We start from the raw sequence: 12,399 nt of genomic DNA, 5'->3' as shown, positions 1-12,399 counted from the left end.
CTTGAACCCTTCTGGCCCAACCAGCGACTAAAGCACCGCTCGGAACATCCATCTCATGTCGGTCCAGTGATGACGATGTCTGGGAGGAGCGAACGTGAACGCGCCACGCTTGCCCTGCGACTAACGGCCCGCCTGGGCTTCCGCTATCGCCATCGCAGCGGCGATTTCGACTCCAGCGGGTCGTGCGGCAGCCACGCGGTGCTTCTCACTCAGGGCGACGAAGTCCGCCACTGGTTCAGCCAAGACACATCGGGCTTTAATGGACAGGCTCGGGCTCAGCTGCGGCGCGACCCGAATATGCCAACCGGCCGGCCGTCCAGTATTGCTTGCAGGTCTCGAACAGCGTTTCGCCGTCCATGGTCAGGCCGCCCGTGACGAGCACGCCGTCCGCGCCAATGGGCTTGTTCAGCAGCGACAAGACGCGCTTCAGAAAGCCGCCTTCGAACCGCCCGGCAAGAAGAGGATCGACCTGAAGAACGACGATCTTCTGGCTGCGATACCGAAAGATCGATATGTCCCTCACCGATCTCCACGAGATGGTGTCATCGGCGATCCTGGTGTCGCGAATGCCGATACGGGTGATGAAGCCCCGCGGGTCACTTCAAATTCCTCCGGGTGTGGTCAGTCAAATTCCTCCACCCGCGAGGCAGGACAAGGGACTGTTAGTTTGAGTTTGTTTCCCGGGCAAGAGCTTCAGCGGCTTCTTTGAGCCGATAGCTGCGTCCGTCGAACTCAAGCAGATGGCAATGATGCATAAGGCGATCGAGGATCGTCGTGCTCATAGTGTTGTCCCCAAGGTATGCCCCCCAATCCTGCACGACGCGATTGGAGGTGACGATGACGCTGCGGCGCAGTTTGTAACGCTGATGGATCAGGGTCTGCAGCAAAGTGCCGGCGTCGTCGGGGATGGCGCGTGCGAGGAATAGATCGTCCAGCACGAGGAGATCGCAGTCGATGATGGTTCGCAGCCGGGCCTCGCGTTGTGCCGGAGAGTTCAGGGCGTAGCGGTGAAAGAAGTCGTCGGTCTCAAGATACTGGACCTTGTGGCTTTGCAGGATCGCCTGATAGGCAATCGCCTTGGCGATGTGCGACTTCCCGGTGCCAGGTTTGCCAACAAGCAGAGCGTTCTCGCCAGCGGCAATGAACGCCAGGGTGTGGAGCTGGAAGCAGGTCTGACGTGGCAGTTTGGGATTGAAGGACCAGTCGAACTCGGCGAGCGTCAGCTTTTCGTCGAGCCCGGATTGCTGGTATCGCCGCTCGATAAGACGGGACTGACGACGGTCCAGTTCATCCTGCAGGATAAGGGAGAAGGTCTCGAGGAAGGGCTGGTTGGCGCCCTGCGCCTGGAGCACGCGCGTCTGCAGCGTGTCGCGGACACCCGACAGGCGCAGCTGTCGTAGGCAACGCTCAATTTCCGGCATGGTCATCATGTGGCTAGGTCTCCAGTTTAAGGTGAGAAGGTGCAGCGGGAGCGCTCGTGGCGCCGGAGTTGGCCGGGGTTGCGCAGGCGACACGAGCGCGGATTGCCGTGGCGTGATCGTCGTGAGCCTCGGCCTGCCGACCATTGTCGTCGGCATCGCGCCGCACAGCGCGGCTGAAGAGGTCGCCGTATTCCGCGGGGGTACGGATCAGCGGATGATCCTGGGTGAGCGGCGATGCCGGCTGTGGCGTCACTCCAACCTGCTCGATCGCCTGTTCGAACAACCGCTCGACGGTCGCACGCACGTGCTTGTAGCGGTAGATGCGGTTGTCGATGGCGTGCGCGCAGGCCTGCTCGACCAGCCGCGCCGGATACTTCCGGCCCAGCCCGACAATGCCCCACATCGCGCGCTGTCCGGGGCGCCCTTCGGTGTCGAACACCTGCTGGCACAAGGCCCTGGTCTGCGGTCCGATGCGCTCGGCGCTCGCCAGCAGCACGGCGGTTTGCCGCGACGGGTTGAACGGCCGTTCGCTGGTCGGCAGGACGACAGAACCGGGGTGCGCCATCCGGGAATGAACACGCAGCAGCGCACGGGTGTGGCGATCACGGATCTCGATCGTGGTGGTGTAGATGCGCACGACGACCTGGCTGCCGATCGGCGCGGGCCGCGCGGCGTAATAGCTGTTGTCGACGCGTACGGTGGTGTCGTCGCAGACAGTCCGGACGACTTCGGTGAAGATGCGGAAGGGAGCGACAGGCAGCGGCCGCAGGTGCGGCTTCTCTTCCTGGAACATCGCCTCGACCTGACGGCGCGTGCTGCCGTGGATGCGTTTGGAAGCCCAGTTCTCCTCCCAGTGCCTCAAGAACTCGTTTTGCGCCTCCAGCGTCTCGAAGCGCCGTCCGGCCAGCGCAGTGCCCTGGGTATGTTGAATCGCATTCTCGACGCATCCTTTCCGATTTGGATCGGCCACGCGCGCGGGATCGGCGACCACGGCGTAATGAGCCAGCATCGCGCTGTAAATCGGGTTGAGCTGGGGCTCGTACAAATCCGGCTTGAGGACGCCTTCCTTCAGGTTGTCGAGCACGACATAGCTGGGGACCCCGCCAAAATACCGGAACGCCTCTTCGTGGAGCTGCGCCCAGACTTGTTGGCTGGACTTCCAGACTACCCGCCGGAAGCTGCGCCGCGAGTAGCGTAGCGTCATCACGAACAGGCGGGGACGACGGTACCGCCCGCTCTTCGGATCAACCGTCGGCGCGCCCTCGCCATAGTCGACCTGAGCTTCCTCGCCGGGGAGGAACTCAAGACGATCAAACTGCTCAGGATCAGCGTGCCGCAACCGGCGCACAAACCGCTTGACACTCTGGTAGCTGGACGGAAAGCCAAATTGATCAACCAGGTCCTGGTAAATCGCCTGCGCGTTCCGCTTCAGCCGGACCTGTTCTTCGATCCACGTCCGATGCGCTTCGCAAGCCGAACGGGCCAGGCTGCTGGTGACCGTCGCTTCCGATGTCCCAAAAGCCGGTGGTCGGGGTGGAGGAATTTGGCCGTCCGCGCTCACCGAGCCGGTGGTCACTTCCCCGGGGGAATTTGCCTCCGCACCGGCCCGCAGCGCCTGATAACGCCGGATCGTCTTGCGATCGACACCCGTCAGCCGGTGAATCTCGCGCTGGCTGGTGTTGCGATCAAGTAATGTAAGTACGGTGCTTTGCAGATGTCGCTTCAAGACGTTCAACTCCCCGGCCCCTTGCTGGCTAAAGGGGTCGAACATAAACGTCCTGCCTGACCGGCTACTGCTGTTCAGCGGCGCTGACGGCGATCATCAGGTGGGGGAGTTTCAAGTGACCATACCCGGGGGATTTTGACCGACCCACGGGGGAAGAGGACCGGCTCCCTGGCGGAGATCAATGTCGAGAGCGTCTTGCAGGTGGTCAGGCCGAAAAACACGATGCCGAAATAGCTGAGCGCGATCTGGATCGTGGCGATGTCCTTGCCATAGTGCCAGCTGAATGCGAGCGCGCCGCACAGCAGCGTCGCCAGCAGGCTGGCTCCCAGCAACTTGAACAGCCGCGCAAGGGAATAGCCGATCGCAAGGTTGGGCAAGTTCTGACTTATGGACATTTTGACCGCCACCAGTCATCTGCAACAACCAGGGGCTTACCAACCCCCCTCCTTCCAAATTGTTACAGCGGGAACCTTGCGCGAGGCTGCCCGCGAGGCGTGCGGCCAGGAACGCTTGAACGCAACGCTTTCCGCCCGCGACTAACGGCCAATCGGCCCTGACCGTCCCGCCGCGGGCCGTCAACGGCTCACGCGTTCGGTGCGACCATGAAGCTTGCCCTCCTCCTGCCGCTTGTCCTTGCCGCATTCACCGGCCTCGCCCACGCCGATGAGGCCGATAAAGTCCGGGAAACCACAAAGGCCGAAGCCGACGCCTTCACGGCCCGAATCTATGCGGGGGCGCCGGGTGACAAGGCCTATGCCTGCTTCGTCCGCCGCTACGATGCCGAGCACCTGGCGCGACATCCCAAGCAGAAGGTCGCGTCGATGAAGCTGCTGATCTCCGCGGAAACCGACAAGGAGGACAAGCAACTCCACAATTCCTTTCGCCTGGGCTTCCGCTATCGCCATCGCAGCGGCGATTTCGACTCCAGCGGGTCGTGCGGCAGCCACGCGGTGCTTCTCACGGAGGGCGACGAAGTCCGCATGGGCTGCGGGGTCGACTGCGAAGGCGGCGGCATCGAAGTGGCGCTGTCCAAGGACAACAGGTCCGCCATCATTCGGCTCGAACAGGTCAGGGTCTGGCAGAACAACAAGCCGGATGACGAGGCCGAGCAATCGCTGGTCGCCGGCGCCGACGACAAGATTTTCCGCCTCGACCGCACCGACAATGGCGAGTGCGCCTCGCTGGTGACCGACCGCAAGGAACTCGCCGCGCTCCGCCACAAGTGATATGTGTCCGGCAAATTCGGGCGTAGCCGAGGGAGATCGCCATGAACCGCCGGAACATCCTGTGGAGCGCCGTTTCAGCGCTAGGTGCGGCGCTCGGCGCCTCCCGCGCACAGGCCGCGACCGAGGCTCCGCCGTCGAACAGGCTCAAGGTCGTCTATCACCTCAGCGACGCCGAGAAGGTCAATTTCGTGCTCGGCAACATCCAGAACCACATCGACGGCGTCGGCGGCCCCGAGCACGTCACGATCGCGCTGGTGATCCACGGGCCGGCGCTGAAGGCGTTTCACTCGGCGCAGGCCAACCCCGATGTCAGCAAGCGCGTCGGCGAGTTCTCCAAGGACGGCGTCGAGCTCGCGGCCTGCGGCAACACGATGAAGGCGCAGAACGTCACGCTGACGGATCTGCTGCCGGGCTTCGTCAGCGCGGAGAAAGGCGGCGTGGTCCGCTTGGCCGAGCTCCAGTCGCAGGGATATCTCTATCTGCGGCCTGAGCGCGGATCTGAACGCGCCAAAACTGCTCGCATCGCGCTTGACTTACCCATAACCCTGCGGTTATGAATTGATCCATAACTGAATGGTTATGGAATTTGCATGTCCACCGCCCCCGACCTCCTGTTCAGGACGCTCGCCGATCCGACCCGGCGGGCGATCTTCGAGCGGTTGTGCCGCGAGGGCGAGCAGACGGTCGGGGCACTGACGGCACGGTCGGGCGTTTCCCAGCCGGCGGTCTCGAAACATCTCGGCGCGCTGAAGCACGCCGGCCTCGTGCGCGACCGCCATGAAGGACGCCAGACCCATTACAGCGCCCAGCCCGGTGCGCTCAATCCGCTGCTCGACTGGACCAGCCAGATGGCCGGGTTCTGGCAGAACCGGCTCGACGCACTCGACGATCTCCTGAAGAGGATGGACCAATGACCGAAACCTCAAGTGAGACCCGCGCCGTCGTCATCGAGCGCGAATTTGCCTTTCCGGCCGAGCGGATCTGGCGCGCGCTGACACAGCCGCATTTGATCGAGGAATGGCTGATGAAGAACGACTTCAAGCCGTCAGTCGGCCATCGCTTCAATCTTCGCGGCGAATGGGGCGGCGTGCTGGACTGCGAGGTGCTCACCATCGAGCCGCAGAAGACGCTCGCCTACACCTGGAATTTCGCGCATGAGGACGCGGCGTTCGACTTGCGAAGCGTCGTCACCTTCACGCTGACACCGACGAATGCGGGCACGCATCTGCGCGTCGAGCAGGCGGGCTTCAGCCCGACGCAGAAGCAGGCCTATGGCGGTGCGCATGCCGGCTGGAAGCAGTTTCTCACCAAGCTGGACGAGCTGCTGGCGCGACCGGATTGAGCCGGCGGCGTACATCCATTCCGACCATTGCAAAGGAGGTCTCGTTGAACATTCGACAAATCCATCGCTGGCTGTCCATCGCCTTCACGATCGCCGTCATCGCGAACATCGTCGCGATGACCATGCAGATCCAGGCCGTGTGGATCGGTTTCCTGGCGCTCGTCCCGCTGATCCCGCTGCTCGCGACCGGGCTGTATCTGTTCGCGCTGCCCTATCTTGACCGGCGCAGCGGCGTGCAGCGCGAGGCGCGGTCATGAAGAAGGCCGCCGCGATGAAGACAAGCAGCCCGAAGGACGCGGACGGAGCGTCGGCGTCCAAGCTGATCGACGGCAGGATCAAGGAGCTCGGCGACTGGCGCGGCGAGATGCTCGGGCGGATTCGCGCCCTGATCAAGGACGCCGACCCTGACGTGGTCGAGGAATGGAAGTGGCGCGGCGTTCCCGTGTGGGAGCACGACGGCATCATCTGCACCGGCGAAACCTACAAGGCCGTCGTGAAGCTGACCTTTGCAAAGGGTGCGGCGCTCGATGACCCGGCCGGCCTGTTCAATTCCAGCCTCGACGGCAATGTGCGGCGCGCGATCGATATTCGCGAGGGCGAGAAAATCAACGAGAAAGCGCTGAAGGCGCTGATCCGCGCAGCCGTGGCCCTGAACGCGTCCAAGGTGAAGAAGAAGCCAGCGAAGACGAAAGCGTGATGAGCTGAGGTCAAATCGAGTCTGGCCAGGGCAAGGCAACGCTCTCTCCGTTCCCTCCCCCCTTGTGGGGGAGGGAACGCACCTTCGTCGGCGCACTAGTAGGGACTCATCGTCAAGCGCCAGAAGTTGCCGGCGCCTCAGGCCACCGCCGCCGGGATCGGGCGCGGGCTCACGACATATTCGCGCAGGACCTTGTCGTTGGCATCGACCTCGATCAGCGCGACGTCGTAGGTCCAGAGGTCCGCCAGATGCTGGAGCACCCGCTTGGCGTCGGTCTCGTTGAGCTGTGCGCCCTTGATGACGTGGTGATGCAGGATCAGCCGGCGGTCGCCGGAGAGATCGACGTCGACCACCTCGATATTGGCGTCGATGTAGCCGACATCGTGCTGCCGCGCCAGCTCGCGCCGGACGCGGCGGAAGCCGCGCTCGTCGTGAATGGCATCGACGCGGATGCCGGCACGCTCCTCGGGGTCGTCGTGCAGATGGAACATGCGGAGCTGTCGCATCAGCTTCGGGCTCAGGAACTGGCCGATGAAGCTCTCGTCGCGGTAGTTGGCCCAGACGTCGCGCAGCACGCCCATCACGTCGTTCTTGCCGGCGATGTCAGGGAACCACTCGCGGTCCTCGTCCGAAGGGCTGGTGACGATGCGCTCGATGTCCTGCATCATGGCGAAGCCGAGCGCGTAGGGATTGAAGCCGGAGAAGCGCGGATCGTCGAATTCGGGCTGGAACACCACATTGGTGTGCGATCCCAGGAATTCGAGGAAGTTGCCGTCGGTGATGCGGCCCTGCTGGTGCAGCTTGGTCATGATGCGATAGTGGACGTAGGTCGCCGTCCCCTCGTTCATCACCTTGGTCTGGCTCTGCGGATAGAAATATTGCGCGATGTGGCGGACGATGCGCAGCAATTCGCGCTGCCAGGGCGCCAGCCGCGGCGCGCTCTTTTCCAGGAAGTAGAGCAGGTTTTCCTGCGGCAGGCCGAGCAGCTTGCGGCGCCGCTCGACGCTGAGCGCGGAACGGCTCTTGCTCTTGCCCGCCGGCACGGTGCGCCAGAGGTCGTTGAAGACCTCCTCCTCGTGCTGGCGGCGACGCCCTGCCCGCTTCTCCTCGGCGCGCAGGTCGAGCTTCTTCTTGCCCGGGTAGCGGTCGATGCCGTGCGACATCAGCGCGTGCGCGGCATCGAGCGTACGCTCGACCTCGGCGCGGCCGTAGCGCTCCTCGCACTGCATGACGTGGTTCTTGGCGAAATCGAGATAGTCCAGAATGCCGTCGGCGTCGGTCCACTGCTTGAACAGATAGTTGTTCTTGAAGAAGTGATTGTGGCCGAAGGCGGCGTGCGCGATCACCAGCGTCTGCATCGTCGCCGTATTCTCCTCCATCAGATAGGAGATGCAGGGCGAGGAGTTGATCACGATCTCATAGGCGAGGCCCATCAGGCCCTTGCGGTAGGAGGCCTCGTGGTAGGCGAAGTGCTTGCCGAAGGACCAGTGCTTGTAGAACAGGGGCATGCCGACCGACGAGTAGGCATCCAGCATCTGCTCGGCGGTGATGACCTCGATCTGGTTCGGATAGACGTCGAGCCCGAGATCGTTCTTCGCCACCTCCTCGCAGGCATCGGTGATGCGCTGCAAGGTGTGGAAGTCCCAATCCGCGCCTTCGAACAATCTTTCCGTCATGGAGCGGCTTTCTCCTGAGAGGTTTCGCGGCGCTGGAACAGGTCGTGGAACACCGGGAAGATCTCGCTGCGCTCGCTGACCTTGCGCATCGAGAGCGGTGCGCCGCTGTTGCGCAGGCGCTCATAGAGGGTCCAGAGCGAGGAGTCGGAGAGATCGAAGGCGCTGCCGCCGGACTCGCCGACCTCGAGATAGGCAAAGAACTGGCAGACCGGCAGGATCTTGTCGGTCAGCAGAAGCCCAGTGAGCTCGCCGTCGGAATAGGAGTTGTCGCCGTCGGAGGCCTGCGCTGCGTAGATATTCCAGTCCGACGGATTGAAGCGCTCGCGCACGATGTCGTGCATCGCCTGGAGCGCGCTGGAGACCAGCGTGCCGCCGGAGGCCGGGCCGTAGAAGAAGGTCTGCTCGTCTACCTCCTCGGCGCGGTCGGTGTGGCGGATGAAGACGATCTCGACGTGCTTGTAGCGGCGCTTCAGGAACACGTAGAGCAGCATGTAGAAGCGTTTGGCGAGATCCTTCATGTGCTCGGACATCGAGCCGGAGACGTCCATCAGGCAGAACATCACGGCCTGCGCGACCGGCTTCGGCACCGTCTCGAAGCGGCGGTAGCGGATGTCGAGCGGATCGATGAACGGAATCCGCTTGGTCTTCGCCATCAGCTTTTCCAGCTCGGCGAGAAGCACCACACGCTCGTCCTCGTCGGTGCATGCCGCGATTGCGGCTTCGAGCTCTTCGATCTCGTCCTTGCGGGGACGCTTGAGCGCGATGCGGCGGGCGAGCGCGAGCTTCACCGTCCGGCTCACCGAGATGTTGGCGGGCGAGCCCGACGTGGTGTAGCCGGCGCGCTGGATGCCCTCGCTCTCGGTCTGCGCGATCTTGCGCTTGGCAAGATCCGGCAGCTCGAGGTCGTCGAGGAAGAGATCGACGAATTCGTCGCGGCTCAGCACGAAGCGGAAGGCGTCCTCGCTGTCGCCTTCGCCGGGACCGGAATCCTTGGCGCTGCCCTGGCCGGAACGCTGCAGATAGTCGCCCTCGACGAACTTCTTGTTTCCGGGCAACACCATGTCGCGCGTTCCGCCTTCGCGCCGGAAACGCGGCTCATGCATCCCGTCGAGCGGGATCGTGACCTCACCACCCTCCAGGACGTCCTTGATGTCGCGTTCCTGCGAGGTCTTCTTGACGGCGCCCTGCACCAGGGATTTGGCCCGACGCAAGAACCGCTGGCGGTTCTCAAGACTCTTGCCGCCTGGATTCAGGCGCCTGTCAATAATGTGAATGGGCACTTTTCCATCCGCCTCAACCGGCCTGCTTCACACGCATATACCATTCGACGAGCCGGCGAACCTGACGCTCGGTGTAGCCGCGCTCCACCATGCGTGCGACGAACTCGCCGTGCTTCTTCTCCGTCTCGCCGTCCTTCTTCGACCCGAAGGAGATGACCGGAAGCAGGTCCTCAACCTGGGAGAATATCCGCTTTTCGATCACGTCGCGAATCTTCTCGTAGGAGGTCCAGGTCGGATTCTTGCCGCCGTTCTGGGCCCGCGACCGTAACGAGAATTTGACCACCTCGTTGCGGAAATCCTTGGGGTTGGCGATGCCCGCCGGCTTCTCGATTTTGGTCAGTTCCTGGTTCAACAATTCGCGATCCAGGAGCTGTCCCGTATCGGGATCCTTGAAGTCCTGGTCCTCGATCCAGGCATCGGCATAGTCGACGTAGCGATCGAACAGGTTCTGGCCGTAATCCGAGTAGGATTCGAGATAGGCTTTCTGGATCTCGTTTCCGATGAACTCGGCATAGCGCGGCGCGAGGTCCGCCTTGATGAATTCGAGGTACCGTTTCTCGACTTCCTCGGGCAGCTGCTCGCGCTTGATCGACTGCTCCAGCGCGTACATCAGATGCACGGCGTCGGCGGCGACTTCCTGCGGATCGTGGTTGAACGTCGCAGCCAGGATCTTGAAGGCAAAGCGCGTGGAGACGCCGTCCATGCCCTCGTCGACGCCGGCGGCATCGCGATATTCCTGGACGCTGCGCGCCTTCGGATCGGATTCCTTCAGGCTCTCGCCGTCGTAGACCCGCATCTTGCCAAACACGGTGGAATTCTCGTGCTTGCGCAGGCGCGACATCACCGAGAAACGCGCCATCGTCTCCAGCGTCGACGGCGCACACGGCGCCGACGCCAGCTCGGAGCCCTGGATCAGCTTCTCGTAGATCTTCTGCTCTTCCGTGACCCGCAGGACATAGGGCACCTTGATCACGCAGATGCGGTCGATGAAGGCTTCGTTGTTCTTGTTGGCCTTGAAGCTCGCCCACTCCGCCTCGTTGGAGTGCGCGAGGATGATGCCGGTGAACGGGATCGCACCGATGTTCTCGGTGCCGATGTAGTTGCCTTCCTGCGTCGCCGTGAGCAGCGGGTGCAGCATCTTGATCGGCGCCTTGAACATCTCGACGAATTCGAGGATACCCTGATTGGCGCGGTTGAGACCGCCGGAATAGCTGTAGGCGTCGGGGTCGTTCTGCGCGTAGGTCTCGAGCTTGCGGATGTCGACCTTGCCGACCAGCGAGGAGATGTCCTGGTTGTTCTCGTCACCGGGCTCGGTCTTGGCAATCGCGATCTGGCGCAGCCGCGACGGCTGGATTTTTGCGACCCGGAACTGGGAAATGTCGCCGCCGAAGGCCTCAAGCCGCTTGTAGCACCACGGGCTCATCAATCCGGTGAGGCGCCGGCGCGGAATGCCGTATTTCTCCTCCAGCATCGGCCCGAGCTGATCGGGATCGAACAGGCTGAGCGGGCTCTCGAACACGGGCGAGAGTTCGTCGCCGGCCTTGAGCACGTAGATCGGATGCACTTCCATCAGCGACTTCAGCCGCTCGGCGAGCGAGGATTTGCCGCCGCCGACGGGGCCGAGCAGATAGAGGATCTGCTTGCGCTCCTCCAGGCCCTGCGCCGCGTGCCGGAAGAAACCAACGATGCGCTCGATGGTTTCTTCCATGCCGTAGAAGCCGGCGAAGGCCGGATAGGTACGGATGGTGCGGTTCAAAAAAATACGGCCAAGGCGTGGGTCCTTGGCCGTGTCAATCGTCTGGGGTTCACCGATCGCTGCTAGCAGTCGTTCGGCCGCGTTCGCGTATTTCATGGGATCGCTTCGACACGATTCCAGATATTCCGCCATCGACATGTCGTGCTGGCTTCTCGCCTCGAACGACCGAGCGAAAGCGTTGAATAGAGAATCGTTGTACATGATCCCTCTCCGCGTGAGTTCCGCTACAAGCTGAAACGAAAGCAGTTACCGGACCGTTCCTCAGGCCGTTTCGAATCAGCGTGAGCACATGACGATCATTGGACACCCGGGGGCCGACTCGACGCAACGCACAACGTAGGCAACCAGGTGAGTTACGAACAGGCACCTGCCTGTTATTTATGCGAATCTATGTATATCTTCGCTCATTTCCAGCAAATGTCACTCGGCCGCAACATCCGGGCGTTACCGGGGATCAGCCTATCCGGCGGTGCAGCATAGCCGTCAGCCGGCGGCAGCTTTATGACGCTTGTGCGGCCAAGCCTTGTGAGACCGGACCCGAGCCTTCCGCGCCTTGATCGCGGTCCCGCCGCAATGCGGTGCGTGAATCGCTGGCGGCGTGACAGTCGCGGCAGGCGCGCAGCAATGTGTCAAAATCGGTCGCCAGTCCGTCGGGGCGTATGATGATGCGATCGTCCTGCACGCCGCGCGACGTCGACCGGATGTTGGCGCGGATACAGGAGAGCTGCCGCTGCAAGCCCGGCGTCGGCGTCAGCACGATCGTCTTGCGGCCGCGCCGTTCCTCGGTCGAAACCTCCGCAATCGACTCCCACAGCAGAAATTCATTGCCGATGCGGAGATCGCGGATGCCATAGGGGGTGACGATCACCACCGGCCCGCGTTCGGCGGGGAGCATCCAGATCAGCCGGCTGGTGACCAGGCCGAACACCGCGACGCCGGCATAGCCGACCGTCGTGTCGTAGTCGCCGAGGCCGTCCCACCAGTCGACGGCAAGGCCGGCGCCGAGCAGGGTCATCGCAAAGCCCGCCGCGACCAGCAGCCGCAGATACGTCGTGCATGGGTTGATTTCGAGATCGTGGGCCGCGTCGATACCTACGGCCGGCACGACTGATTGCGATCCGTCGGTGACGGCGAGCGGTGGGCCGTCAGGATGTGCGTGCATGCCTTCCCCCAGCATGGCCATTCGCGACCGGGCGATGAAGCATCAGGCGGATCGGAATCCGCCGATGCACTCTGTGCAGCGGCCGGCAGACGTTACGCAACGAGACCTCGACC

The 12,399-nt window shown here is 62.9% G+C and carries 13 protein-coding genes and 1 pseudogene; 6 read left to right on the top strand and 8 right to left on the bottom strand.

Annotated elements, in window-relative coordinates; all coding sequences use genetic code 11:
• Nucleotides 1-256 precede the first annotated feature (256 nt).
• From ACFLEY_RS10085 to ACFLEY_RS10070, 4 genes are all read right to left on the bottom strand, one after another.
• Nucleotides 257-538, bottom strand: coding sequence for an STM3941 family protein (locus ACFLEY_RS10085; protein ID WP_396604966.1), 282 nt, complete (start codon nucleotides 536-538; stop codon nucleotides 257-259).
• A 124-nt stretch (nucleotides 539-662) separates the two neighbouring features.
• A complete protein-coding gene (istB, locus tag ACFLEY_RS10080; RefSeq protein ID WP_396604475.1) occupies nucleotides 663-1,430 on the bottom strand; it encodes an IS21-like element IS1631 family helper ATPase IstB in 768 nt (255 codons plus the stop codon).
• A 4-nt stretch (nucleotides 1,431-1,434) separates the two neighbouring features.
• The gene (istA, locus tag ACFLEY_RS10075) at nucleotides 1,435-3,192 is read right to left on the bottom strand and encodes an IS21-like element IS1631 family transposase (RefSeq protein ID WP_100214066.1); all 1,758 of its coding nucleotides are present in this window, start codon (nucleotides 3,190-3,192) and stop codon (nucleotides 1,435-1,437) included.
• 29 nt (nucleotides 3,193-3,221) lie between these two features.
• Nucleotides 3,222-3,524, bottom strand: a complete 303-nt coding sequence (locus tag ACFLEY_RS10070; protein ID WP_396604623.1) for a hypothetical protein — start codon at nucleotides 3,522-3,524, stop codon at nucleotides 3,222-3,224.
• A gap of 225 nt (nucleotides 3,525-3,749) precedes the next feature.
• Here ACFLEY_RS10070 and ACFLEY_RS10065 point away from each other — a divergent pair, with 225 nt between their 5' ends.
• From ACFLEY_RS10065 to ACFLEY_RS10040, 6 genes and pseudogenes are all read left to right on the top strand, one after another.
• The gene (locus ACFLEY_RS10065) at nucleotides 3,750-4,373 is read left to right on the top strand and encodes a hypothetical protein (RefSeq protein WP_028174551.1); all 624 of its coding nucleotides are present in this window, start codon (nucleotides 3,750-3,752) and stop codon (nucleotides 4,371-4,373) included.
• A gap of 41 nt (nucleotides 4,374-4,414) precedes the next feature.
• Nucleotides 4,415-4,861, top strand: a pseudogene (locus ACFLEY_RS10060) (DsrE family protein); the annotation flags it as partial.
• A gap of 102 nt (nucleotides 4,862-4,963) precedes the next feature.
• Nucleotides 4,964-5,287 (top strand): helix-turn-helix transcriptional regulator, encoded by a 324-nt coding sequence (locus ACFLEY_RS10055; RefSeq protein WP_060908689.1) that lies wholly within the window; start codon nucleotides 4,964-4,966, stop codon nucleotides 5,285-5,287.
• A complete protein-coding gene (locus tag ACFLEY_RS10050) occupies nucleotides 5,284-5,715 on the top strand; it encodes an SRPBCC domain-containing protein (protein ID WP_011089490.1) in 432 nt (143 codons plus the stop codon). Before ACFLEY_RS10055 ends, ACFLEY_RS10050 begins: the two co-directional genes overlap by 4 nt.
• Nucleotides 5,716-5,759: 44 nt before the next feature.
• Nucleotides 5,760-5,972, top strand: a complete 213-nt coding sequence (locus ACFLEY_RS10045) for a hypothetical protein (protein ID WP_082755416.1) — start codon at nucleotides 5,760-5,762, stop codon at nucleotides 5,970-5,972.
• Nucleotides 5,969-6,412 (top strand): DUF1801 domain-containing protein, encoded by a 444-nt coding sequence (locus ACFLEY_RS10040; RefSeq protein ID WP_011089492.1) that lies wholly within the window; start codon nucleotides 5,969-5,971, stop codon nucleotides 6,410-6,412. The genes ACFLEY_RS10045 and ACFLEY_RS10040 overlap by 4 nt, the downstream gene beginning before the upstream one ends.
• 137 nt (nucleotides 6,413-6,549) lie before the next feature.
• On the opposite strand, the gene ACFLEY_RS10035 is transcribed toward ACFLEY_RS10040, so the two are convergent.
• The 4 genes from ACFLEY_RS10035 to ACFLEY_RS10020 all read right to left on the bottom strand — a co-directional run bounded on the left by ACFLEY_RS10035 (nucleotide 6,550) and on the right by ACFLEY_RS10020 (nucleotide 12,307).
• Nucleotides 6,550-8,088 carry a SpoVR family protein gene (locus ACFLEY_RS10035; RefSeq protein WP_060908690.1) on the bottom strand — a complete coding sequence of 513 codons (1,539 nt, stop codon included), beginning with the start codon at nucleotides 8,086-8,088 and terminating at the stop codon, nucleotides 6,550-6,552.
• Nucleotides 8,085-9,362 carry a YeaH/YhbH family protein gene (locus ACFLEY_RS10030; RefSeq protein WP_028174548.1) on the bottom strand — a complete coding sequence of 426 codons (1,278 nt, stop codon included), beginning with the start codon at nucleotides 9,360-9,362 and terminating at the stop codon, nucleotides 8,085-8,087. The genes ACFLEY_RS10035 and ACFLEY_RS10030 overlap by 4 nt, the downstream gene beginning before the upstream one ends.
• Nucleotides 9,363-9,381: 19 nt before the next feature.
• On the bottom strand, nucleotides 9,382-11,325 hold the full coding sequence (locus ACFLEY_RS10025; RefSeq protein WP_011089495.1) for a PrkA family serine protein kinase: 1,944 nt from the start codon (nucleotides 11,323-11,325) through the stop codon (nucleotides 9,382-9,384).
• Nucleotides 11,326-11,623: 298 nt separating this feature from the next.
• Entirely contained in the window at nucleotides 11,624-12,307 is a 684-nt protein-coding gene (locus tag ACFLEY_RS10020) for an STM3941 family protein (protein WP_060908691.1), read from the bottom strand.
• Nucleotides 12,308-12,399: the final 92 nt, after the last annotated feature.

The organism is Bradyrhizobium sp. YCK136 (genome assembly GCF_044570075.1).
GTDB lineage: Bacteria > Pseudomonadota > Alphaproteobacteria > Rhizobiales > Xanthobacteraceae > Bradyrhizobium > Bradyrhizobium diazoefficiens.
Note: the sequence above shows the minus strand (reverse complement) of the source record. Positions and strands in the feature narration are given on the sequence as shown.

Excerpts from the sequence above, each read along its gene's own strand:
- istB (WP_396604475.1), bottom strand. The coding sequence starts at position 1,430 with ATGATGACCATGCCGGAAATTGAGCGTTGCCTACGACAGCTGCGCCTG.
- istA (WP_100214066.1), bottom strand. The coding sequence starts at position 3,192 with ATGTTCGACCCCTTTAGCCAGCAAGGGGCCGGGGAGTTGAACGTCTTG.
- ACFLEY_RS10065 (WP_028174551.1), top strand. The coding sequence starts at position 3,750 with ATGAAGCTTGCCCTCCTCCTGCCGCTTGTCCTTGCCGCATTCACCGGC.
- ACFLEY_RS10055 (WP_060908689.1), top strand. The coding sequence starts at position 4,964 with ATGTCCACCGCCCCCGACCTCCTGTTCAGGACGCTCGCCGATCCGACC.
- ACFLEY_RS10050 (WP_011089490.1), top strand. The coding sequence starts at position 5,284 with ATGACCGAAACCTCAAGTGAGACCCGCGCCGTCGTCATCGAGCGCGAA.
- ACFLEY_RS10040 (WP_011089492.1), top strand. The coding sequence starts at position 5,969 with ATGAAGAAGGCCGCCGCGATGAAGACAAGCAGCCCGAAGGACGCGGAC.
- ACFLEY_RS10035 (WP_060908690.1), bottom strand. The coding sequence starts at position 8,088 with ATGACGGAAAGATTGTTCGAAGGCGCGGATTGGGACTTCCACACCTTG.
- ACFLEY_RS10025 (WP_011089495.1), bottom strand. The coding sequence starts at position 11,325 with ATGTACAACGATTCTCTATTCAACGCTTTCGCTCGGTCGTTCGAGGCG.
- ACFLEY_RS10020 (WP_060908691.1), bottom strand. The coding sequence starts at position 12,307 with ATGGCCATGCTGGGGGAAGGCATGCACGCACATCCTGACGGCCCACCG.